Genomic DNA, 22,326 nt, shown 5'->3' with positions numbered 1-22,326 from the left:
CATGCCGGAGGGGACCAACGCCTCATGATCGGCGACCTGGACAGGCTTAGCGTGATGGGTAGCGGCGTCGACAGCGCATGTGCTGATCGCCGGTTAGGTAAGGAGAAGCAATGTCAACTCCCGCAACCAAATACGACATTCTGGTGGGCGTCGATGGGTCACCGGCGTCCCGGGTGGCGGTGGACTGGGCCGCGCGCGACGCGGCGCTGCGTGGGATGTCGGTCAAATTGGTGCATGTGCTGAGTGCACCGGTGGCATTGACCTTTCCCGAAGCGCCGATGCCGGCGGGTTACCTGGAGTGGCAAGAGGATTCGGGTCGCGCCATCCTGGCCAGCGCGCGCGACACCGTCGCCGAGGCCACCAGAGACCATCCGGTCGACGTCAGCAGCGAGATGGTCACCGGCCCCGCGGTGCCGAGCCTGGTGGACTTGTCGAAGGACGCTCGGCTGGTTGTGGTCGGCTCCCGCGGGCACGGAGCGCTGGCGCGCAGTCTTCTGGGTTCGGTGAGTACCGGCCTGGTGCATCACGCGCACTGCCCGGTGGCCGTCATCCACGACGAGGATCCGCTGATGGCCCACCCGTCGAAGGCGCCGGTCGTGGTCGGCGTGGACGGTTCGCCGGCGTCGGAGCGGGCGCTGGAAATCGCGTTCGACGAGGCCTCGTTGCGCGGCGTCGATCTGGTCGCCGTGCACGCTTGGAGCGACACCGGTGTGTTCGAATTCCCCGGCCTGGACTGGTCGACCTTGCGGTCCCTGGCCGAGGAAACCCTCGCCGAGCGGGTCGCCGGCTGGCAGGAGCGCTATCCCGATGTACTGATACGCCGGGTGGTCGTCGCCGATCGGCCCGCGCGTCAGCTCATCGAACAGGCGGAGTCGGCGCAACTGGTGGTGGTCGGCAGTCACGGCCGAGGCGGCTTCGCCGGAATGCTGCTGGGCTCGGTCAGCACCGCGGTGGTCCAGGGCGTCCGGTCACCGGTGATCGTCGCGCGCAGCGGCTAAGCAGGGTTCACGGCAGTGGTGCGCTCCAGCGAAGGAGCGTGCCACCGCCGGGCGCGTCGCCCACCGCAAACAGCCCGCCGACCTCTTCGGCACGACGGCGGAGGTTGTTCAGCCCGCTGGCCGTGATGTCAGCCGGTATGCCGCAGCCGTCGTCGAGCACCTCGATGGCCAACTCGTCCTCAACCCGCACCGTGATCGTGAGCGTCTCGGCACGGGCGTGGCGGACCGCGTTGCTGACGGCTTCGCGAACCACGGCCTCGGCGTGGTCGGCCAGCGCGGCTTCCACAACCGACAGCGGGCCCACGTACTGAATCGTGGTGCGCAACCCCGAACCGGCGTACGCACTGACAGCATCATCGAGGCGCTGGCGCAGCCGCGTGGTGCCCGCCGACCCCCCGTGCAGGTCGAAGATCGCGGTGCGAATCTCCTGAATGACCCCCTGCAATTCGTCGACGCTGTTTTCCAGCCGCTGGCGCACCTCAGGTCGTGCGCTACGCGGAATCGTGCCCTGCAGTGAGAGCCCGATCGCAAACAGCCGCTGGATGACGTGGTCATGCAAGTCGCGAGCGATGCGGTCGCGGTCGGAGAGCACGTCGAGTTCACGCAGATGGCGCTGAGTGGTGGCGAGTTGCCAGGCCAGTGTGGCCTGGTCGGTGAATCCGGCCATCATGTCGAGTTGCTCGTGAGTGAAGGTCTGCCGACCCGGACGCCGGAGAATCACCACGACGCCGGCCGCGGTGTCGGTGGTCCGCAGGGGCAGCACCAGCGCCGGGCCCGCCTCGGGCATCGCTGCCAGTTCCTGGGCGATGCTGTCCAACCGCTGCGGTGTCTGCGTGGCGAATGCCGCGCCGACCGCGCTGCCTGCCACGGTGATCGGCGGCAATGAACCGGGCGGCCCGACTTTGCCGGCCGTCTCGACCACCAGGAGCTCTTGGACTTCGTCGACGTGGAGCTGAATGTCGCTGGGCACCGCGACCAGCACCACGTCGGCGGCGGTCAGCTTGAGTGCCTCGTCCGCGATGAGCCGGAACACTTGAGCCGGGTCGGCGCCGCCGAGAAGTTCGGTGCCGATGTCGCGGGTGGCCTCGATCCACGACTGCCGGGCGCGGGCCTGCTCGTAGAGGCGGGCATTGTCGATGGCGATGCCGGCAGCCGCGGCCAGGGCTTCGACCAGAACTTCGTCATCCTCGCTGAACGGTTGTCCGTCCGCCTTTTCGGTGAGGTACAAGTTGCCGTAGACCTCGTCACGGATGCGCACCGGGACGCCGAGGAAGGTTTGCATCGGGGGATGATTCGGCGGGAAACCCACCGACGCCGGATGCTGGGTGATGTTGTCCAGCCGGATGGGTTTCGGTTCGTCGATCAGATGGCCGAGGACGCCTCGGCCCGAAGGCAGCGGCCCGATCAGTTCATGGGTGTGCGCGTCGATGCCCTCGTACACGAATTCGATCAGCTCGTGACCCTCGCCGCGTACTCCCAATGCCCCGTAACGGGCGTCGACGAGATCGATCGCAGTATGCACGATGGTTTTCAGCGTGATGTCCAGCTCGAGTCCGGAGGTCACCACCAGCATGGCTTCGACGAGGCCGTCGAGCCGATCCCGGCCTTCGACGATCTGCTCGACGCGGTCCTGGACTTCGACGAGCAGTTCGCGCAGACGGAGTTGTGACAACGTGTCGCGCAGCGGCGACCCGGCCCTGGGGATCCCGTGCGGTCCGCCTGTGTCGGTCACAGGTTCATCGTGCCATTACGAAGTAGTGACCGGCTCAGTCTTGGGCGCGTTGATTGTGGTCGAGCTTCGAGATGAAGACAGCGGCCTGAGTGCGTCGCTCCATCCCGAGTTTTGCCAGTAATCGCGATACGTAGTTTTTCACCGTCTTCTCGGCGAGGAACATGCGTGCGGCGATTTGCTTGTTCGTCAAGCCTTCGCCGAGTAGACCGAGCAGCACCCGCTCCTGTTCTGTCAATCCCGACAGCGGGTCGGAGTGCTCGGCGGCACCGCGAAGCTTGGCCATCAGCGCCGCGGCCGCGCGGTTGTCCAGTAGCGACCGGCCGGCGCCCACGTCCTTGATCGCGTCGGCCAGCTCCATACCCTTGATGTCCTTGACGACGTAGCCACTGGCGCCGGCGAGGATGGCGTCGAGCATGGCCTCGTCGGAAGTGAACGACGTCAGCATCAGGCACCGCAGGTTGGGCATCTTCGAGAGCAGGTCGCGGCACAGCTCGATGCCGTTCCCGTCGGGGAGGCGGACGTCGAGCACCGCCACGTCGGGCTGCAATGCGGGTATCTGAGCCAACGCTTGTGACACCGAGCCGGCCTCACCGATGACTTCGAGGTCCGGATCTGCGGAAAGCAGATCGATCAGTCCACGGCGAACGACTTCGTGGTCATCGACGAGGAAGACCTTGACCATGGTGCAACGATATCGGTACCGCGCCGCTGAGTGTCACAACAAGCGCTGACGATCGACCACCAATACCGAACAATCGGTGTTGTGCAGGGCCGCCGAACCGGTCGGACCCAGCAGTTCTTCGATACTTCGCGGGTTGCGGGCCCCCACGACGACCAGCTGAATCGAGTCGCTGTGTTTGGCGAGATAGTTCAAGACGCTGCCGTGGATGGCGACCGGGCGCGCGTCGAGGTCGGGGTAACGGCTCCGCCAGTGCGACAACCGGCGGTCGAGCTGGGCGCGAATCATCCGGTTCCCGTCGGACACCGCGTGTGAGTCGTGTACGTCGGTGTACCGCGACTGCCATGACCCCAGGACCCGAAGTGGCGCCCCTCGTAACCGCGCTTCCTCGACACCGACCTGCAACACCGCGGCGCTGTCGGGCGACTCGTCGAGTTCGACGACGATCCAGCGTGGCGCGGATGGGGTCCGGTCGGCACCGCGCACGAGTGCGACGGGGCAATACGCCCCGGTGACGAGCGCTGTCGCCGTCGAACCGATGCGGTCGGAGTCGAAGTGTTTGAGGCCGACCTCTCCGACGCAAATCATTGCCGCCCACCGAGAAGCCTCCACCAAGCTGGCGATCGGTCGGCCCGGAACGATTTCCACCTCGACCTTGACCGGCCGCTCGGCGGCCTCGACGGCGTCGGCGGCGTATCGAACCGCCAGTTCCGCGGCGGCCCGCTCGCGCGACTGCTTGTCCGCATCCCCGGAACTTTCGACGGCGTGGAGCAGCCGCAGCGGGATGTCGCGGCTGACGGCTTCGTCGATGGCCCACAGGGCGGCATGCACAGCGCCGCGGGACCCGTCGACGCCGACGACGATCGACGGCGATGTGTACGGTTCGGGCATCTGTGGCTCCCCGGGGGATGACGACTCCCATTGTGCCCCGCCGGCGCCGTCGCGGTGTGACTCTGACATGAGGTCGCTCCAAGTTGAGTTGTGAACCGGCAGTGGTGCCGTGGTTCAACCGCCGACGGTGTCGAGGTCGATCGGGTCTGCTGCGAGTTCGAATAGCCGTTCGGCGTCGGCGCGGGTACAGGGCGCGGTGCCCGGCGTCAGCAGCATTGCGGCACCGGTGGCGATTCCCAACCGAACCGCCTTGGTCAGCGGCCACCCCCGGGTCAAACCGACGGCGACGCCGGAAACCATGGCATCACCGGCTCCGACGCCGCTACCCGCCGGCACCTCGACCGGTGAGAATCGGTACCCGCCCTGGCGAGTGGCGAGCAGCGCGCCCCGGGCGCCCAGCGAGACCAGGACGTGGTCCGCGCACCCCCGCTCGATCAGTTCGTTGGCGCCGGCCAGTTGTTCGGTCTCGGTGGACAGTTCGCGGCCCAGGCATTCGCGCAGTTCACGCAGGCTGGGCTTGAGAAGAAACACTCCGGAGGTGACGTGCTTGAGCCCGCCGCCCGACGTGTCGAGCAGGAACAGCGCACCGATGTCGGCACACACGTCCGCCACCTGCTGGTAGAAGTCCGGCGGCACCCCTGGTGGAAGGCTGCCGCTGGCGACCACGACCGCCGCCGACGCGGCTGCCTTGCGCAGTTGAAGCAGGCACTCGGTCTGCTCAGCCAGGGTGAGTTCGGGTCCGGGAAGCACGAACCGGTACTGCTTACCGGTGGCGTGCTCGTCGACGGTGAAACTCTCTCGGGTCGAGCCGCCGATCCGGACCGGATGCACGGTCAGCCCTTCGGCGACCAGCAGCGCCTCGATCATGTGCCCGGCCGATCCGCCGGCGGGAAAGACCGCTGTCGTCGACGCGCCAAGCACCTCGGCCACATGGGCGACATTGATGCCACCTCCGCCCGGGTCATAACGGGGGGTGGTGCAGCGCAGCTTGTCCGTCGAATGCACCACCTCGGTGCTGGTGGTGATGTCCAGCGCGGGATTCATTGTGAGCGTGACGATCCGGTGCCCGGCGACCGCGAAGTCGTTCATCGCTGCCGGCCCCGGCGGCTCTCCACGATGCGCGCGGCCGACTCTTCGCCGAGCCCGAACGACTCGGCGTCACTGTGGCTTCGCACTCCGGGGGGTCGGGTCACCGCTTATCTCCGGGCAAGGGGAGAAGGCGAGGAATGTCGTGTGATGGCCGCATCGATCTCCGACACCGAGGTGGCGAAGATCTGGTTGGCGAGATTGGAAAGCGCCCGCGCGATGGCCACCTCGTCGCGCAACGCCACGGTGTGTGCGTCGCCGGCATCCATCCGTGCCACGCCCATGCCCACGAACGCGGTATTCGCCCAAGACAGGTGTGCGCAGGCCCTGGTGCGGTCCGCGTCCTCGTCGACGGCGATCAGTACTGCCGAATGTTTCGTGTCGTCATGTTCCATTGCAGCCCCCTCAATTGTCTCGATCTGACCACTCAGCACCGGTCGCCGGTAGGGACCGAAGTCCCGTCACGCCGGGTACAAGGCCATGCGGGCGTCGGGCCCGGGATTGCAGAGGTCGGAAGTCACTTCAGTTGTGGCCGTAGTACCGCAGTGCGTCGGCTCGCCAGCGACGACGATCGACGGCATGGGATCGGTATCGCCTGTCGCGAATCCGCAGATCAAGGAAACTCACACCGGGATCGTCTTCCTGATCGGAGACCGCGCGTACAAGATCAAGAAGCCCGTCGTGACCGACTTTCTGGATTTCACCACGCTGCAGCGCCGGGAACACGCCTGTGCGCACGAGCTCGCCCTCAACAGCCGGCTGGCACCCGGAAGCTACCTCGGCATCGCCCACTTCACCCAGCCCGGTGGTGACTCCGAGCCGGTCATCGTCATGCGCCGCCACCCTGATGACTCGCGGTTGGCGACGATGGTGGCGCGCGATGAATCGGTCGACGACCACCTCCGGTCGATAGCGCTGGTGCTTTCCCGCTTCCATTCCTCGGCCTCCCGCGGCCGTGAGGTGGACGCCCAGTGCCGGGTGGACGCGATCGTCGAGCGCTGGCAGGAGAACCTCTCGGAACTGCGGCGCTACGCCGATGGCGTTGTGCAGGGGATCGACTCCGAATCGATCGACGAAATCGACCGACTGGCAATGGCTTTCATCGCAGGACGGTCGGTGTTGTTTGCGCGTCGCATCAGTGAGCGCAAGATCGTCGACGGCCACGCCGACCTGCTGGCCGACGACATCTTCTGCCTCGAAGACGGTCCGGCGCTGCTCGACTGTCTGGAATTCGACGATCGCCTCCGCTACGTCGACGTCATCGACGACGCCGCGTTCCTGGCGATGGATCTCGAGTTCCTCGGCCGCCCCGACTTGGCCGCGGCGTTTCTGGACGCCTACCAGCGCTCCGCCGACGAGGACGCGCCGGCCTCGCTGCGTGACTTCTACGTCGCGTATCGCGCGGTGGTGCGCGCCAAGGTGGACTGCGTGCGTCACACCCAGGGGTCGCCCGGCGCTGCTGCCGACGCCCGCCGTCATCTGGAGATCGCCCGCAACCATCTGCGCGACGGCGCCATCCGATTTGTTCTTGTCGGTGGCGGCCCCGGTACCGGCAAGACCACGCTGTCGCATTCACTGGCCGAAGAGATTGGCGCACAGGTCATCTCCACCGATGATGTGCGGGCCGAAATGGCGCGGCGCGGTGAGATCGCCGGCGCGGCCGGAGTCCTCGACCAAGGGCTTTACACGCCGGAGAACGTCGATGCCGTGTACGAGGGCGTTCTGCGCCGGGCCCACCTCGTTCTGTGCGAGGGACGCAGCGTCATCGTCGACGGCACCTGGCAGCATCCCCACCATCGTGAGCTGGCTCGGCGAATGGCCGCCGACGCCAGCGCGGTGATGGTCGAATTTGTCTGTGCCGCAACGCTTGATACTGCCATTGCCCGGGTTCGCGGCCGTACGGCGACCACCTCTCAGGTGACCCCCGAGATCGTGACCGCGCTGGCCGACAACGCCGAACAAACCTGGGCCGGGGTGCATCGCATCGACACACACAAGCCGGTCGCCGATGCCGTGTCACACGCCAGGGACATCTGCTCGGCGGCAGTCAGTCCCGCACCGTCTTTCGAGGAGATCTGAGATGCCGAGTCATTACGTCGAAGACATCGCCGACTTGGGAATGAGCGATGCCGAAGAGGCCGGCGGCAAAGGCGCCAACATGGGGGAGATGGTGTCGGCCGGCTTGCCGGTGCCACCGGGTTTCGTCCTCCTGCGCGACTGTTACCTCGAGTCGATGAAGTCCGCCGGAGTCGCCGACCAACTCAACGCCATGCACCGCGAGGCCATGACGGTGATCAGTGACACCGACCAGCTCACCGAGATGTGCCGGCAGATGCAGGAGCTCGTACTCAAAGCGGGTATGGCCGAGGACGTCCGCGCATTGGTCGTTTCCGCCTACCGCCGACTCGGACCGGACACCATTGTCGCGGTACGGTCCTCGGCCACCGGTGAGGACGGTGCGGACGCGTCGTTCGCCGGAATGAACGCGACGTTCACCAACATCAGCGGTGAGGAGGGCTTGCTCGACGCCGTCCAACGCTGTTGGGCGTCGCTGTTCGGCCCGCGCGTGGTGGCCTACCGCGCGAGCCGCGGATTCTCGGCTGACCCTGCGATGGCGGTGGTGGTTCAGACGATGATCGCCTCGGAACGCGCCGGGGTGGCGTTCACCGCCGACCCGACGACCGACGCCGAGGACCGAGTGGTGATCGAGGGGGCATTCGGTCAGGGCGAAGTGGTCGTGTCGGGCTCTGTCGAGCCGGACACCTATGTGGTCGCCAAGGAGACCGGGGAGGTGTTGTCCCGGCGCGTCGGTTACAAGTCGTTCAAGATCGTTCGTGGCGCAGACGGCAGCGACCTCACGGTCGACATTCCGGAGGAGGAGCGGCAAGCTCAGGTGTTGTCGGACGACGAGATCCGGGCGATCGCCGAAATTGCGGTCAGAAGTGAGCAGCACAGCGGCTGCCCGCAGGACACCGAGTGGGCGATCGCCGAGGGCAAGACCTGGATCGTGCAGACCCGGCCGATCACGACGCTGCACCGGGCGGGCAAGCCGGTGCCGGAGACTCACGATGTCGTCGCCCAAGGTCTGCCCGCCGTGCCGGGGGAGGCCTCCGGCGTCGTGCGGGTACTGACCGATGTCGCCGACGGTGGCCGCTTGCAGGACGGCGAGGTGTTGGTGGCCCAGATGACCAACCCCGACTGGCTGCCGACCATGCGGCGGGCGTGCGCACTCGTCACCGACACCGGCGGAATGACCTGTCACGCCGCGATCGTGGCGCGGGAACTGGGGGTTCCGTGCATCGTCGGGGCCCGGACCGCAACCGCCGACCTGAAGGACGGCATGGTGGTCACCGTCGACGGCACGCACGGCCGCGTGCTGAGCGGTCGCGCCACCGGCGGAGCCGAGACCCAACCGGTCGTCGCGCCGGCAGCTCCCGCCGCGGCCGTCTCCGAGGTGACCGCGACGAAGATCTACGTCAATCTCGCGATGCCCGACAGCGCCGAACGTGTTGCGGCGCAAGATGTCGACGGAGTGGGGCTGTTGCGTGCGGAGTTCATCCTGACCGACGCCCTGCGCAATCGGCACCCGCGTGACCTGATCGCACGGGGTGAACAGGAAACTCTGGTCGACGCTTTGGCGACCGCGGTGGGGCGGATCGCCACTGCCTTCGCGCCGCGGCCGGTGGTGTATCGGGCGACCGACTTCCGCACCAACGAATTCCGCGGACTGCAGGGTGGGGAAGAGTACGAACCCGTCGAGCACAACCCCATGATCGGCTACCGGGGCTGCTACCGGTATGTCAGGGAACCCGATGTCTTCGCACTCGAGTTGCGCGCGCTGGCACGGGTTCGTGAACAGAACCCTAACCTGCACTTGATGATTCCGTTCGTGCGGACCCGCTGGGAGCTCGAGGAGTGCTTGTCGCTGGTCGACGCCAGCCCGCTGGGCCGGCAGCGCGGTCTGCACCGGTGGGTGATGGCCGAGGTGCCCTCGGTGGTGCACTGGCTGCCCGAGTATGTGGGCATGGGCATCGACGGGGTGTCGATCGGCAGCAACGATCTGACCCAGCTGATGCTCGGTGTCGACCGCGATTCCGACCTGTGCGCTGAGCTGTTCGACGAATCCGACGCCGCGGTGCTCGACGCGATCGGTCGCATCATTTCCACGGCGCGCAGGTTGGGCATAACATCCTCGTTGTGCGGGCAGGCCCCATCGACCAAGCCAGAATTCGCCGAACATCTTGTGCGGATGGGGATCACGTCGGTCTCGGTGAATCCCGACGTCGCCGGCCGGGCTCGACGCATCGTCGCTGCGGCCGAGCGACGCCTGCTCCTGGAAGCGGCGCGACCCGGTGACCGCGATCGTCTCGGATGAACACCACGACGCGTCGGCCTTCCCCCCGCTGACTGCTGCGGACGTCGCAGCCGCGCCCCTTGCCGACGTGTTGGGCTGGCTGAACACTTCCGCCGGGGGGCTCTCGGGTACCGAAGCCGCCGCCCGGCTGGCCCGACACGGACCGAATTCGCTTCGCACACATCGGGTCAGTGCCTGGGCAGTGCTGCGCAGACAACTCAATAACGCGGTGCTGGCGTTGCTGGCCGCGACGGCCGTGCTGTCGTACTTCCTCGGCGATTCCACCCAGGCCGTGATCATCGGCCTGATTCTCGTGGTCAGCGTCGGGCTTGGCTTTCTCAACGAATACCGCGCCGAGCGGGCCACCGCGGCGCTGCACTCGCGAGTCCGCCACAACGCGGTGGTGCGCCGAGACGGTCACGACGTCAAGCTGGACGTCAACGAGCTGGTGCCCGGCGACGTCATCCGGTTGTGCCTCGGTGAGCTGGTCCCCGCCGACGTTCGGCTCATGGAGGTCAACGGGCTGGAGTGCAACGAAAGCATCCTGACCGGTGAGTCGACTGCCGCCGAGAAGTCGGTGACGCCGGCAGCGCCCGACGCGGCCTTGGCCGACTCGGCAGATCTGGCGTTCATGGGCACCGTCGTCAGCGCCGGTGACGCGACCGCCGTGGTCTATGCGACGGGTCTGGACGCCCAGTTCGGCAAGATCGCAGCCGGGCTCGGGGAGCGGCAGCCCGAAACCGACTTCCAGACCGGATTGCGCCGGTTCTCGTATCTGCTTCTGCAGGTGGCGATCACGCTGACGGTGATGATCCTGGCGACCAATCTGCTGTTGCGCCGCCCGGTGATCGACTCGGTGCTGTTCGCCCTCGCGATCGCGGTGGGCATCACCCCGCAGTTGCTGCCCGCGGTGGTCAGCACCAGCCTCGCCACCGGATCACGGCGACTGGCCCGGCTCAAGGTTCTGGTCAAGCGGCTGGTCTGTATCGAGGACCTCGGTGACATCGACATCCTGATCACCGACAAGACCGGAACTCTCACCGAAGGCCACATCACGCTCATCCAGGCCATCGACGCTTCAGGCGACGCATCGGATCACGTGTTGCGGCATGGGCTGCTGGCCACCGACGTCGATCCCGACTGCGGGGGCACCAGTGCCAACGAGCTCGACGCTGCGCTGTGGGACTGCGAGGCGGGACGTCGCGTGGTGACCAAGGGCGCTCGCCGGATCGCCGAGTTGCCGTTCGATCACACCCGGCGGGCCACGTCGGCTCTCGTCGATGACGCCGGTGCCCGGGTGCTGGTCGTCAAAGGCGCGCCCGAACAGGTATTGGCCCACTGTCGCGCGGGGCCCGACACAGCACAGCCACTGCTGGACAGCCTGTTTGGGCAGGGGCGCCGGGTGGTGGCGGTGGCCAGCCGGCCGGCGCCCGGCCTGACAACCGTCGTCGCCGCCGACGAGACCGGGCTGACGCTCGACGGTTTCCTGGTCTTCGCCGATCCGCCCAAAGACGCCGCGCGCGACTCGCTGGCCCGGCTCGCCGAGTTGGGCATCGAGGTGAAGGTCGCCACCGGGGACAACGCGCAGGTTGCCGAAAAGGTCTGTGCTGATCTGGGTTTGCCCGCCAAGGGATGTGTGAGCGGCGCCGAGCTGGCCGAGCTCGACGACGCCGGCTTCGAGGCCGCCGCCAAGACCGCCAATGTCTTCGCCCGGATATCCCCCGAACAGAAGGCGCGCCTGATCACCGTGCTGCGCCGTACCGGCCGCTCCGTCGGATTTCTGGGTGACGGTGTCAACGACGCATTGGCTCTGCACTCCGCTGACGTGGGCATCTCTGTCGACACCGCCACCGATGTCGCCAAGGACGCTGCCGACGTCGTGCTGCTGGAGAAGGATCTGGGCGTGTTGGCCACCGGAGTCGCGGAAGGCCGGCGGATCTTCGCCAACACGATCAAGTACGTGCTGATGGGTACGTCCAGCAATTTCGGCAACATGTTCTCGGCGGCTGCGGCATCGGCGGTGCTGACGTTTCTGCCGATGCTGCCCAGCCAGATCCTGCTGAACAACCTGCTCTACGACTCCTCGCAGCTCGCCATTCCCACCGATCGCGTCGACGAGGAGCAATTGCACGCGCCGTCGCACTGGAACATCGCGTTCATCAGACGATTCATGCTGACCTTCGGGCCGATCAGCTCGCTGTTCGATTTCCTCACGTTCGGACTGATGCTGGGCGTCCTGCATGCCGGACCGGTCGAATTCCGCACCGGCTGGTTTGTCGAATCACTGGCCACCCAGACGTTGATCATCTTCGCGATCCGCACCCGACGCATTCCGTTCGTGCGCAGCCGTCCGAGCGGGATTCTCACAGTGACGACGCTGACCGTCGTCGCGGTGGGTGCCGCCCTGACGGTGTCGATGCTGGCCCGCCCACTCGGCTTCACGCCGTTGCCGTGGCAGTTCTACGTCGCACTGGCGCTGCTGACCATCGCGTACCTGGCGCTCGTCGAGATGACGAAAATGGTGTTCTATGCCGAACCGATGCACCCGGCCGGGCCGCCGCAGCGGATTCGCGGTCGTGAGCACCGGATCGGCAGGCGGGCAGCACGTTTCAGCCATGGCGGCCCACTGCCGCAGCCTGGCCGTCCCCGATCAGTTGTTGGATAGCAACAGCAGGTCGCCCTTGCGACGCGACCGCCCGGTGTGCCTGGCCGACCGGAGCAGGCGCTGCACGCCGCGTTCGATGCCGGCTGCCAGTTCGTCCACATCCGGCGCGGAGTCGAAGTCGACCAGCAATCCGAAGGCCAGCTCGTCTGCGTAGCTGAAGATCGCGATGCCGGTGCGGAATCCCGCTGCGATGGGCGGAACGGGCAGCAGTCGCTCGACCTTGTGCCCCATCACGGTGAGCCGCTGACGCGGCCCCGGCACGTTGGTCACGACGGTCACCACTGATCGCTGGGGCAGCCGCGACAACAACCGCACCGTCCACGCGGTCACGGGGAAGGGGATCAGGTTGGTCGCCCACATCAGCACGCTGCCGGCTTGACGCTGGCCGCTGGACTTGACCACCTTCATCCGATCGCGCACGGCCTTCAGCCGCTGCAGCGGATCTGCGACGTCAACGGGCAGGAACGGCAACATCAGCGATACGCGATTGTCGGAGACGTCCATGGCATCCGCTGCCCGCACCGACACCGGCACCAATGTGCGCAACGAATCCGGCCGCGGTTCCTGGCCGCGACGCAGCAGGGCTGCCCGGTAGCTGTCGGCGACGGCGGCCAGCGCCACATCGTTGATCGTGGTTCCCATGACGTGGGCGATCTCTTCGACGTCGCGCAGTCGTACCACTGCCGCGCTGTAGCGGCGTAGGTCACCGACCGGACCGTTGAGTTCGGTGTTCGTGGCCGGACGTAGCAGCGCGGCGGCGAGGTTGGCGGCACCCGCGGCAACGCGCAGCGCCGCCTTGCCTGCGCCGGCAGTCAGGCGGGCCGAATCACCCAGCCAATTCAGCGGATTGGTGGTGCGGGGAGACTCCTTGTCGCGGCCGTCATGGTGTTTCGCGGCTCCGATCGCCGACGCGAACGTCGCGACGTCGGCGTCGTCGCACAAGCCGGTGAGCAGGTTCGTGGCCGCGATGCCGTCGGCCAGCGCATGGTGCACCTTCACCAACAGGGCCCAACGATCGTCGGCCAGTCCCTCGATGACCCAGCACTCCCACAGTGGCCTGTCACGGTCGAGTCGGCGTTCCATGATCGAGGCAACCTCGGCGAACAACGCCGCGTCGTCACCGGGCTGCACCAGAGCGGCCCGGCGGATGTGATGGGTGAGGTCGAATTGCGGATCGTCGGCCCACTCCGGTGCGGTCAGATCCAGGGGATGGCTGCGCAACACCTGGGTGGCGCGCGGGTTGGCAAGGCAGCGTTCGCCGATGGTGGCGCACAACTCGTCGAATTCCGGCGCGGGACCGGCCAGCACCGCGATACCGCCGATGGCCAGACTGACATGGCGGTCGGTGTCCTCGAGTTGCAGAAAGCCCGCATCCAGCGTCGTGAGATGCGTGACCTTGTCCGTCATGTCCGGCCTTTCGACTGCCCTGAGGTTCAGTCTTCAGGCCCGTGTCGCCCTCGCGGGAGGGCCGTAGGTCACCGGATGATGGGTCCTACCGCCGCGGCGGTGCGAGGACCTTCATGACCATGCGCATAGCCGGTTCCGGGACGCGGTCCTTCATCGCGAGTGCGGTGTCGGCGAGGCGCCCCCGCGCCGGGGTGCCCCGGCCGAACAGCCGGTTGAACGGACCCCCGGAGGGCTCCAGCTCGATGTGCATCGGCGGGCCGCCGTCAGCGGCGCCGAGCTTCGAGGAGATCACGATCCGCTGAATCTCGCTGGTGCCCTCGAAGATGGTGTACAGCTTTGCGTCGCGGTACCACTTCTCCACGGGGTGGTCGCTGATGTAGCCCCAGCCGCCCATGGTCTGGATGGCCCGCTCGGTGGTCTTGACGGCGATTTCACTGGCGGCCAGTTTGGCCATCGACCCTTCGCCGCGGTCGAAGGGCACGCCGTTGGCGGCCATCCAGGATGCGCGCCAGGTCAGCAGCCGGGCGGCGTCGATGCCGGTGGCCAGGTCGGCCAGCGGGAAGGCGATGCCCTGGTTGTCGATGATGGGCGCGCCGAACGCTTCCCGGCGATTGGCGTATGCCGTCACGTACTCCAGTGCGGCGCGGGCGATTCCGAGCGCTTGGGCCGCCACCATCGGGCGGGTCTGCTCGAACGTGCCCAGCGTTGCCGAGCTGGACCGCTGGCCGCCGGCAGCGATGGCTTCGCGGGTCTTGGCGAGCTTGTGCTCGAGCTTGTCCTGCCCTCCCAGCAGATTCTCGGCCGGCACCCGCACGCCGTTGAACTTCAGCTCGGCGGTGTGGGAGGCGCGGCAGCCCAGCTTGTCGAGCTTGCGCACGAGTTCCAGGCCCGGGGTACCACCGGGCACCACGAACAGCGCCTGCCCGCGGTGGCCGAGCTCTTCGTCGACGACGGCGTTGACGACGTGCACGTTGGCGATACCGCCGTTGCCGATCCACATCTTGTGCCCGTCGATGATCCAGTCGGCGTCCTTTTCCGGGCCGGCTCGGCGCGCCCTTGTGCGCAGATTGCGGACGTCGCTGCCGCCCTCAGGTTCGGAGATCGCCAGCGCAGCCAACTTGAGATCGCCCGGGGTGCCGAAGCATTCGGGCGCCCACGTCAGCATCTGCTCGGGGGTGGCTGCCTGTCCGATCGCCGACAGTGCCAGCGCCGGCATCACCACCGCCAAACCGATTCCGGCACAACCCCAGAACAGTTCCTCCATGAACATCGGCAGTGACAAGCCCGTCGGATCACCGATGAGGTCGCGATAGAACAGCGGGCTATAAAAGCCCCGAGCAGCCGCTTCCTCCAGCACCGGCCAGGGAAATTCCTGGCGACGGTCGTATTCGGCGGCAACCGGGCGGATGCACTGCTCGGCGAACTCGTGCGTGCGTCGAGCGAGGTCGTGCTGCGCCGTTGTCGGCGTGAGGTCCAAGCCCATCGTGCGTCCCTTCGACGCAGTGGGTGATACCTCGGGTACCGAAGGATCAAACGTCATGGCGACGGGACGAAAAAAGTTGGAGCCCGGGCTGCCGCGGAGTCGGATTGCACGGCAGCTCGGGGCTGACTGGAATATCGACCGCCCACGGCCGCGTGTTACTGACGTTTTTCGCCACTGACAGCCGGGTAGTCGACCGTTACGGAGGTGATTGCATGCCCAAGACAACCAAGAGCGGCGACGCCAAGAAGAGTGAGCTGCCCAGCACCCTGAAGAAGTCCCCTGCGAAGGCGCAGCGGACCTTCGCCAAGGCCCACGATTCGGCGGCGAAGGAGTACGGCGAAGGTGAGCGTGCCCACCGCGTGGCCTACAGCGCGGTGAAGCACAGTTATGAGAAGGTCGGCGACCACTGGGAGGCCAAGAGCTCCAAGGGGCCGTCCGACGCCCGTGCGCGCAGCGGCGGGCCGAACCCCAAGGGCGACAGCGCCGAAGGGGTGAATGCGACCGCGAGCAAGAAGCATCTGCTCGATGTCGCCAAACGGCTGGACATCAGCGGACGGTCGTCGATGAACAAAGACGAATTGGTCGACGCGATCAAGAAGGCCAACCGCCGGGCCAGCAGCCGCAACCGCTGATCAGCGCTCCCGACGAGGGGTGGCCGGTGCCAGTTCGGGGTCACTGAAGAACTCGAGCAGGTACCGGCTTTCCTCGATATCGCCGATCGTGCGCCGAGCCTTCCTACGGGTGATCAGGATGCCGGCGATGGCCAACGCCCACACCGCGTACTGCACGCACCAGGCCAGCCGGAACGAGTTGAACGAGTAACCGCCGGCCGCACCGATGATCAGGCCCATCGCCTGCATGACCAACAGCGAGGCCAGGAAGCCGCCCATGTTCACCGCTCCCTGTGCAGTGCCCAGCGTGGAGCGCGGGTTGAAGGTACGGGCGAAGTCGAACCCCACCATCGAGCCGGGGCCGCCGCACGAGATCACCACGATCAGGACGACGAGCAGCCAGTGCGGCGCTGCGGACGGCAGGGCCAGCACGACCGTCCAGATCAGGGCGTTGCTGCTGACGATGCCCAGCACGATCCAGGATCTGCGGTGAGGGTGCCGCCCGGTGACGATGCCGATCAGCACCCCGAAGACGATCGCGGCGACCACCGAGATGGTCAGCAGGGTGCCCGCCTCACTACGCGAAAGGTTCTGCGCCACCGTCAGATACGGGACACCCCACATCAACGCGAAGACGGTGACCGAGAACTGGGTGCCCATGTGGGTGAAGAAGCCCAGCCGGGTGCCTGGCCGCATCCATATCGTCTTCACGCTGGCCAAGGTCTCGCGCAGGCTCACCACCGGATCATGGACCGTCACCCCGCTCGGGGTGTTCTTCACCAGAAGCAACGTGAGCACCAGAGACAGCACGCCGAATGCCGCGACGACCGTGTACGCCCTCGTCCATCCCGACCCGATCAGTAGGGACAGGAAGGGCACCGCCGAAAGCACTTGTCCGAGTTGACCTGAGATGCCGGTCAGCTGGGTCACCAACGGAATCTGCCGCGGTTTGAACCAGTGCGGCACCAACCGCAGCACCGAGATGAACGTGAATGCGTCGCCCAGCCCCACCACCGCACGGGCGGCGATCGCGGTGGGCAGTGAGACGGTGAACGCCAACGCCAGCTGGCCCGCGACCATCAGCGTCGCGCCGGCCAGAATCATCTTCTTGGACCCGAAGCGGTCCAGCAGCAGACCTGCCGGGATTTGTGCAGCCGCATAGACGACCACCTGCAGCACGACGAAGGTCGACAGCACTCCGGGGCTGGCCGAGAACCTCTTGGCGGCGTCCAGCCCCGAGACCCCGAGCGTGGTGCGATCCAGCACAGCCACGATGTAGGCCAACGTTCCCGTCGACCACACAATCCAGGCCCGCACTGACCATCACCCTTTCGTCGCCGCTCCAATCATCTCCCAGGAGGCAAATTCATTCCCGGGCCGCAGCAGCTATACCCGCGTGGAAGCCGGATCCCCGCCGAAGCGCTGCGCCAGCCACACCGGGATGATCGCGAACACGGTCAGCGTGGCGGCGACGACGTTGATCACCGGAGCCTGATTGGGGCGGAACAGGTTGCCGAAGATCCAGATCGGCAGCGTCTGCACCGTCGGGCCCGCGGTGAATGTGGTCACGACGATCTCGTCGAAGCTGAGCGCGAAGGCCAGGATCGCGCCGGCGACCAGGGCGCCGCGCATCATCGGGAACGTCACGTAGCGAAAGGTCTGCCAGCCCGACGCCCCCAGGTCGGCCGACGCCTCCTCCAGGCCGGTGCCCAGCCGCCGTAGCCGGGCCTGGGTGTTGTTGAAGACGATCACGATGCAGAATGTCGCGTGGCCGACGATGACCGTCGCCAATCCCAGCGTCATGCCCAGCGCCGAGGTGAACGTGGCGTTCAAGGCGATGCCGGTGACGATACCGGGCAGCGTGATCGGCAGGACCACCAGAAAGCTGATGGTCTGTCGCCCGAAGAATTCGTAGCGCTGCACGGCGAAGGCGGCCATGCTGCCCAGCAGCAGAGCGATCAGCGTCGCGCACAGGCCGACCACCACCGAGTTCGCCAGCGAATGCCACATGCCGTCGCTGGCCCACGCGTCGGCCCACCACCGCAGCGTGAAGCCGCTCGGCGGGAACGCGAACGTCTTTGATGAGTTGAACGCGTTGAGCACGACCAACAGCAGTGGCGCGTACAGGAACACCAGCACCATTACGGTCCAGAAGCAGACCAGCCGACGCAGGCCGGGGGACAGCATCAGACGTTCTCCAAGGCCCCGGTGCGCCGCATCGCCAGCAGATACAGCACGATTGCGGCCAGCGGAATCAGCGACAGTGCCGCCGCCAGCGGCTGGTTGTTGGCGGTCACCAGCTGTCCGTAGATGATGTTGCCCAGCATCTGGGTCTTGCCCCCGACGATCGTCACCGCGATGTAGTCACCCATCGACAGCGAGAACGTGAAGATCGAGCCGGCCGCGATACCGGGAAACACCAAGGGCGCCACGATGGTTCGCAGTGTGGTGAGATCCGAGGCGCCCAGATCGGCGCTGGCGTCGATCAGCGGGTCGGGCACCCGCTCGAAGGCCGCGAACACCGGGATCACCATGTAGGGCAGCCACAGGTAGGCCAGCGTGAGCACCGTTGCGATCAGGCCGTAACCCGGGGTGTAGCCCGCCACCCAGTGCAGCGGACCCTCCGGTGACAGCAGCATCCGCCAGGCGTAGGCCTTGACGAGATAGCTGGCCCACAGCGGTGTGGTGACGGCGACCACGAGCGCGAGCCGCACCCGGGGAGAGGCCACCTTGGCCATGTAGAGGCCCAGCGGAACCGCGAGCGCGATGCAGATCACGGTGACGCTCAACGCGATTCCGATGGTGCGCAGGGTTGCCGTGCGGAACACCGTGTCGGTGACCACCCGCACGATGTTGTCACTGGTGTACGACCGCACCACCGCACCGGTGAAGGTGTCGGTGCTCCAGAAGGCCGAAAGAAGCAGTACGCCAAGCGATCCCAAATAGGCAACCACCAGCCAGGCCAGGGGTGGAACCAGCAGGAACGCGAGGCGCAGACGCCGGCTCACCCCGTGGGTCAGCCCTTGATCTGCTGCCATTTGTCGACCCACTCGCTGTAGGCCGTGCACTTGTCACCGCTGCCGTCCACGCATTGCTTCTGGGGCGTCGTCCAGTAGCTGATCTTCTCCGCGTAGGCGGAATCGGTTGCGTGGTAGGTGTCGCAGAACGTCTTGTCGCTGGTGAACTCGCAGGCCTTGGTCTGTGCGGGAGCCTCGCCGAAATACTCGGCGACCTGGGCGTTGACCTGAGGTGAGGTGATCCAGTCCATCCACTGGTACATGCAATTGGGGTTCTTGGCCTTCGACGACACCATCCAGGTGTCCGACCATCCGGTCGAGCCTTCTTTGGGCAGCACGGTCGCGATCTTCACCTTGTTATCGGTGGTGATCATGTTGGCGATCACCTGCCAGGTGGTGCCGATGGCCGAGGTGCCGGACTCGAAGGCCTGCACCGCCTTGGTGTAGTCCGACCAGTACTCACCGATGTTGCCGTGCTGCGCCTTCAGCAGATCGACCGCCGCGTTGAGCTGGTCCTCGGTCAGCGAGTACGGATTCTTGATTCCCAGTTCGGGTTTCGTCTTCGACAGGTACAGCGCGGCGTCGGCGATGTAGATGGGGGAGTCATAGGCGGTGACCTTGCCTTTGTACTCCGGCGCGCCGGGGAACACCGCACCCCAGGTGTCGGGGGCGCCCTTGACCACATCGGTGTTGTACATCAGCAGGTTGGCACCCCATCCGTGTGGGATGCCGTACATCTGGCCGTTCACCGAGTTCCACGGCTTGTCCTTGAGGAACGCCGAAATGGTCTCGTAATTGGGCACGAGCTTGGTGTTGACGGGGGCGACGTCACCGGCGTAGATCAACCGCAGGGTGGCATCGCCGGAAGCCGAGACACCGTCGTACTGGCCGGTGCGCATCAGCTGCAGCATCTCGTCGGAGGTGTTGCCGACCTTGATGTTGACCTTGCAGCCGGTCTTCTGCTCGAAGGGATGTACCCAGTCGACCTTGGGATCGTTCGAGCCGTCCTCGGCGTAACCGGGCCACGCAATCAAGTTGAGCTGGCCCTCGCCCTTACCTAGCGCCGAGAGCGGCTCCATCTTGGGCGGTGCGGTGGTGCCGCCGCCACCGGAGTTGTTCGAACTCGAACAGGCGGCGACCAGTGCGGCGCACACGGCCAGTGTGAGGCCGAGGCGGCGGGTGACGGTTCTCATGGCGAGCTCCTCGTGTTAGGCGGACAGGGATCGGACGGCGCTGTCTGGCCATGCCAGTACGACGGTGGCGCCGTGGGCGATGTCGGTGCGGGCTTCGGCCGACAGCATGGTGGCGGTCAGACCGACCCCCGATGCGTCGACGGCCACCCGGGTGATCGGCCCCGCGTACACCACCTCGGCGACTTGGGCTGTGACACTTCGCATTCCGGCCGGAACCGATTCCTCGGGTGCCAGCAGGACAATGCGCTCGGGCCGGATCGCGACGGTGCCGGCCCGGCCGACGAGCGCTTCGGCCGTCGTGCCGTCGACCACGTTCGAGGTGCCGACGAAATCGGCGACGAACCGGTTGGCCGGATTTTCGTACACCTCACGGGCGGGGCCGACCTGTTCGATGCGGCCGTCGTTGAACACCGCGAGGCGGTCGGACAGGGTGAGTGCCTCGTCCTGGTCGTGGGTGACGATCACGAAGGTGATGCCGACCTCGCGCTGAATAGCCTTGAGCTCAACCTGCATCTGTTCGCGCAGCTTGAGGTCCAGCGCGCCCAGCGGCTCGTCGAGCAGCAGGACCTTGGGCCGGCCCACCAGCGCGCGGGCCAGGGCCACGCGCTGCTGCTGGCCACCGGACAGCTGTGCGGGCTTGCGGGCGGCATGACCGGACAGCCGCACCATCTCCAGCGCCGCCCCGGTCCGCTCGCGGCGCTCGGCCTTGGGTACGCCTTTGACCTTGAGCCCGTATTCGACGTTCTGGGCCACCGTCATGTGCGGGAACAGCGCGTAGTCCTGGAAGACGGTGTTGGTGTCGCGCTTGGCCGGGGGCAGCGCGGTGACGTCGGCGCCGCCGAGGTGGACGGTGCCGGCCGTCGGTTGTTCGAAGCCGGCGATCATCCGCAGCACCGTGGTCTTGCCCGAACCGGACGGGCCGAGGATCGCGAACAGCTCACCGTCGCCGACGGTCAGGTCGGCGACTTCGACGGCGGTCACGTCGCCGAACACCTTCCGCACCCCACGCAATTCGATCTGCGGTGCGCGTGGGGGAGCAGGCGGCATGGGGGGATCCTACGGATTGAGTTGTCCACCCGCAGCGGCATGGCCGCTTTCGCCGGTCATCGAACCATCGGACCACCGGATTCGCGATCCAGACCGTAGTCGCTGAATGGTGATGCAGATGTGACCAGTGTCGATTGTGTGGCTGATGAGGTAGTTGTCATATCCTGAGGCGCATGTCCGTGTCGCGGCGCGACGTCCTGAAGCTGGCAGCCGTCACCCCGGCCGCATTGGGTCTGGGGACCCTGGCGTCGGCCCTCGTCCCATCCGTCGCGGCGGGCGCTCCGGCCGCCGCGACGACCGGCCCGCTCGGCGTGCTGCTGGATTACGCGGCCGGTGTCATCAGCGCCGCCGACCTGAAGGCCTGCGGCGCCGCCGGCGCCATCCGGTACGTCTCTGACCGACGGCCGGGCGGTGACTGGATGCTGGGCAAGCCGATTCAGCTCACCGAGGCGCGCGACCTCTACCAGGCCGGTCTGAAGATCGTGTCGAATTACCAGTTCGGCAAGCAGGACACCGCGGACTGGCTCGGCGGTCAACAGGCCGGGATCGTTCACGCCAAGCGCGGCTGGCAGCTGCACACCGCCGCCGGCGGCCCGGTCGGCGCCCCGATTTATGTGTCGATCGACGACGACCCCACCCTGGATCAGTACAAGACGCAGGTCGCGCCCTACCTGCGGGCCTGGGAGTCGGTGATCGGGCACCAGCGCGTCGGCGTCTATGCCAACTCCAAGACCATCGATTGGGCGCTGCAGGACGGACTCGGGTCGTGGTTCTGGCAGCACAACTGGGGTTCCCCGAAGGGCTATACGCACCCGGCCGCGCACCTGCACCAAGTCGAGATCGACGCGCGCAAGGTCGCCGGTGTCGGGGTGGACCTGAACAACATCATGAAGCCGCAATTCGGCCAGTGGGACTGAGGAAAAAGCAAAACTTACCGGCTGGTAAGGATTTGCCAGCAAACTCTGCGGCGCAATTTTGGTGAACAATTGTGGACTGAAAAACCTAGCAAGTGCTTGGCTCGGCTTTGCCAACTGCGACAACTGGCTCAAAAATCGAAGGTAACGATTCGATAACAATCGTGCTTTGAACAGCACTGTTTCGCCTACTCGACCGTAACCACCTGCATGCAGGACGTTTGTCCCGGATGGTCGCGGCTCCCGTTT

General features: G+C 66.5%; 18 protein-coding genes. 6 read left to right on the top strand and 12 right to left on the bottom strand.

What is annotated here, in order from left to right; all coding sequences use genetic code 11:
• Nucleotides 1-110: 110 nt before the first annotated feature.
• Nucleotides 111-998, top strand: a complete 888-nt coding sequence (locus AB431_RS21300) for a universal stress protein (RefSeq protein ID WP_047331602.1) — start codon at nucleotides 111-113, stop codon at nucleotides 996-998.
• 7 nt (nucleotides 999-1,005) lie between these two features.
• Here the strand turns inward: AB431_RS21300 and AB431_RS21295 are convergent, their stop codons facing one another.
• The 5 genes from AB431_RS21295 to AB431_RS21275 all read right to left on the bottom strand — a co-directional run bounded on the left by AB431_RS21295 (nucleotide 1,006) and on the right by AB431_RS21275 (nucleotide 5,781).
• On the bottom strand, nucleotides 1,006-2,730 hold the full coding sequence (locus AB431_RS21295; protein WP_047331601.1) for a GAF domain-containing sensor histidine kinase: 1,725 nt from the start codon (nucleotides 2,728-2,730) through the stop codon (nucleotides 1,006-1,008).
• A 34-nt stretch (nucleotides 2,731-2,764) separates the two neighbouring features.
• Complete coding sequence (locus AB431_RS21290; protein WP_047331600.1) at nucleotides 2,765-3,412, bottom strand: response regulator transcription factor; 648 nt, start codon at nucleotides 3,410-3,412, stop codon at nucleotides 2,765-2,767.
• 33 nt (nucleotides 3,413-3,445) lie between these two features.
• The gene (locus tag AB431_RS21285; protein WP_047331599.1) at nucleotides 3,446-4,300 is read right to left on the bottom strand and encodes a universal stress protein; all 855 of its coding nucleotides are present in this window, start codon (nucleotides 4,298-4,300) and stop codon (nucleotides 3,446-3,448) included.
• Nucleotides 4,301-4,414: 114 nt separating this feature from the next.
• The gene (locus tag AB431_RS21280) at nucleotides 4,415-5,389 is read right to left on the bottom strand and encodes a 1-phosphofructokinase family hexose kinase (protein WP_047331598.1); all 975 of its coding nucleotides are present in this window, start codon (nucleotides 5,387-5,389) and stop codon (nucleotides 4,415-4,417) included.
• A gap of 107 nt (nucleotides 5,390-5,496) precedes the next feature.
• A complete protein-coding gene (locus tag AB431_RS21275) occupies nucleotides 5,497-5,781 on the bottom strand; it encodes a dsRBD fold-containing protein (RefSeq protein ID WP_047331597.1) in 285 nt (94 codons plus the stop codon).
• A gap of 184 nt (nucleotides 5,782-5,965) precedes the next feature.
• On the opposite strand from AB431_RS21275, the gene AB431_RS21270 reads away from it, so the two are divergent.
• The 3 genes from AB431_RS21270 to mgtA are packed head-to-tail and all read left to right on the top strand — an operon-like array spanning nucleotide 5,966 to nucleotide 12,405.
• Nucleotides 5,966-7,465 carry an AAA family ATPase gene (locus AB431_RS21270; protein ID WP_047331596.1) on the top strand — a complete coding sequence of 500 codons (1,500 nt, stop codon included), beginning with the start codon at nucleotides 5,966-5,968 and terminating at the stop codon, nucleotides 7,463-7,465.
• 1 nt (nucleotide 7,466) lies between these two features.
• Entirely contained in the window at nucleotides 7,467-9,761 is a 2,295-nt protein-coding gene (gene ppsA / locus AB431_RS21265; protein WP_047331595.1) for a phosphoenolpyruvate synthase, read from the top strand.
• Complete coding sequence (gene mgtA / locus AB431_RS21260; RefSeq protein WP_369802934.1) at nucleotides 9,739-12,405, top strand: magnesium-translocating P-type ATPase; 2,667 nt, start codon at nucleotides 9,739-9,741, stop codon at nucleotides 12,403-12,405. The genes ppsA and mgtA overlap by 23 nt, the downstream gene beginning before the upstream one ends.
• Here the strand turns inward: mgtA and AB431_RS21255 are convergent.
• Nucleotides 12,391-13,812: a wax ester/triacylglycerol synthase family O-acyltransferase gene (locus AB431_RS21255; protein WP_047331594.1), complete on the bottom strand. Its 1,422-nt coding sequence runs from the start codon at nucleotides 13,810-13,812 to the stop codon at nucleotides 12,391-12,393. The genes mgtA and AB431_RS21255 overlap by 15 nt on opposite strands.
• A gap of 85 nt (nucleotides 13,813-13,897) precedes the next feature.
• Complete coding sequence (locus tag AB431_RS21250; protein ID WP_047331593.1) at nucleotides 13,898-15,295, bottom strand: acyl-CoA dehydrogenase family protein; 1,398 nt, start codon at nucleotides 15,293-15,295, stop codon at nucleotides 13,898-13,900.
• Between the two features lie 212 nt (nucleotides 15,296-15,507).
• Here AB431_RS21250 and AB431_RS21245 point away from each other — a divergent pair, with 212 nt between their 5' ends.
• A complete protein-coding gene (locus AB431_RS21245; RefSeq protein WP_047331592.1) occupies nucleotides 15,508-15,927 on the top strand; it encodes a ChaB family protein in 420 nt (139 codons plus the stop codon).
• Here the strand turns inward: AB431_RS21245 and AB431_RS21240 are convergent, their stop codons facing one another.
• From AB431_RS21240 to AB431_RS21220, 5 genes are all read right to left on the bottom strand, one after another.
• The gene (locus tag AB431_RS21240) at nucleotides 15,928-17,223 is read right to left on the bottom strand and encodes a nitrate/nitrite transporter (RefSeq protein ID WP_047331591.1); all 1,296 of its coding nucleotides are present in this window, start codon (nucleotides 17,221-17,223) and stop codon (nucleotides 15,928-15,930) included.
• A 69-nt stretch (nucleotides 17,224-17,292) separates the two neighbouring features.
• A complete protein-coding gene (locus AB431_RS21235) occupies nucleotides 17,293-18,093 on the bottom strand; it encodes an ABC transporter permease (protein WP_047331590.1) in 801 nt (266 codons plus the stop codon).
• Complete coding sequence (locus AB431_RS21230) at nucleotides 18,093-18,944, bottom strand: ABC transporter permease (RefSeq protein ID WP_047331589.1); 852 nt, start codon at nucleotides 18,942-18,944, stop codon at nucleotides 18,093-18,095. The genes AB431_RS21235 and AB431_RS21230 overlap by 1 nt, the downstream gene beginning before the upstream one ends.
• Nucleotides 18,923-20,116, bottom strand: coding sequence for an ABC transporter substrate-binding protein (locus AB431_RS21225; protein WP_047331588.1), 1,194 nt, complete (start codon nucleotides 20,114-20,116; stop codon nucleotides 18,923-18,925). Before AB431_RS21225 ends, AB431_RS21230 begins: the two co-directional genes overlap by 22 nt.
• A gap of 15 nt (nucleotides 20,117-20,131) precedes the next feature.
• The gene (locus AB431_RS21220) at nucleotides 20,132-21,163 is read right to left on the bottom strand and encodes an ABC transporter ATP-binding protein (protein WP_047331587.1); all 1,032 of its coding nucleotides are present in this window, start codon (nucleotides 21,161-21,163) and stop codon (nucleotides 20,132-20,134) included.
• Between the two features lie 173 nt (nucleotides 21,164-21,336).
• On the opposite strand from AB431_RS21220, the gene AB431_RS21215 reads away from it, so the two are divergent.
• Nucleotides 21,337-22,080, top strand: a complete 744-nt coding sequence (locus AB431_RS21215; protein ID WP_047331586.1) for a glycoside hydrolase domain-containing protein — start codon at nucleotides 21,337-21,339, stop codon at nucleotides 22,078-22,080.
• The last annotated feature ends 246 nt before the right edge of the window (nucleotides 22,081-22,326 follow it).

Source organism: Mycobacterium sp. EPa45 (assembly GCF_001021385.1).
In the GTDB taxonomy this organism is placed as follows: Bacteria; Actinomycetota; Actinomycetes; order Mycobacteriales; family Mycobacteriaceae; genus Mycobacterium.
Note: the sequence above shows the minus strand (reverse complement) of the source record. Positions and strands in the feature narration are given on the sequence as shown.

Excerpts from the sequence above, each read along its gene's own strand:
- AB431_RS21300 (WP_047331602.1), top strand. The coding sequence starts at position 111 with ATGTCAACTCCCGCAACCAAATACGACATTCTGGTGGGCGTCGATGGG.
- AB431_RS21225 (WP_047331588.1), bottom strand. The coding sequence starts at position 20,116 with ATGAGAACCGTCACCCGCCGCCTCGGCCTCACACTGGCCGTGTGCGCC.
- AB431_RS21280 (WP_047331598.1), bottom strand. The coding sequence starts at position 5,389 with ATGAACGACTTCGCGGTCGCCGGGCACCGGATCGTCACGCTCACAATG.
- AB431_RS21220 (WP_047331587.1), bottom strand. The coding sequence starts at position 21,163 with ATGCCGCCTGCTCCCCCACGCGCACCGCAGATCGAATTGCGTGGGGTG.
- AB431_RS21235 (WP_047331590.1), bottom strand. The coding sequence starts at position 18,093 with ATGCTGTCCCCCGGCCTGCGTCGGCTGGTCTGCTTCTGGACCGTAATG.
- AB431_RS21275 (WP_047331597.1), bottom strand. The coding sequence starts at position 5,781 with ATGGAACATGACGACACGAAACATTCGGCAGTACTGATCGCCGTCGAC.
- AB431_RS21270 (WP_047331596.1), top strand. The coding sequence starts at position 5,966 with ATGGGATCGGTATCGCCTGTCGCGAATCCGCAGATCAAGGAAACTCAC.
- AB431_RS21255 (WP_047331594.1), bottom strand. The coding sequence starts at position 13,812 with ATGACGGACAAGGTCACGCATCTCACGACGCTGGATGCGGGCTTTCTG.
- AB431_RS21290 (WP_047331600.1), bottom strand. The coding sequence starts at position 3,412 with ATGGTCAAGGTCTTCCTCGTCGATGACCACGAAGTCGTTCGCCGTGGA.
- AB431_RS21230 (WP_047331589.1), bottom strand. The coding sequence starts at position 18,944 with ATGGCAGCAGATCAAGGGCTGACCCACGGGGTGAGCCGGCGTCTGCGC.
- ppsA (WP_047331595.1), top strand. The coding sequence starts at position 7,467 with ATGCCGAGTCATTACGTCGAAGACATCGCCGACTTGGGAATGAGCGAT.
- AB431_RS21285 (WP_047331599.1), bottom strand. The coding sequence starts at position 4,300 with ATGCCCGAACCGTACACATCGCCGTCGATCGTCGTCGGCGTCGACGGG.
- AB431_RS21250 (WP_047331593.1), bottom strand. The coding sequence starts at position 15,295 with ATGGGCTTGGACCTCACGCCGACAACGGCGCAGCACGACCTCGCTCGA.
- AB431_RS21245 (WP_047331592.1), top strand. The coding sequence starts at position 15,508 with ATGCCCAAGACAACCAAGAGCGGCGACGCCAAGAAGAGTGAGCTGCCC.
- AB431_RS21215 (WP_047331586.1), top strand. The coding sequence starts at position 21,337 with ATGTCCGTGTCGCGGCGCGACGTCCTGAAGCTGGCAGCCGTCACCCCG.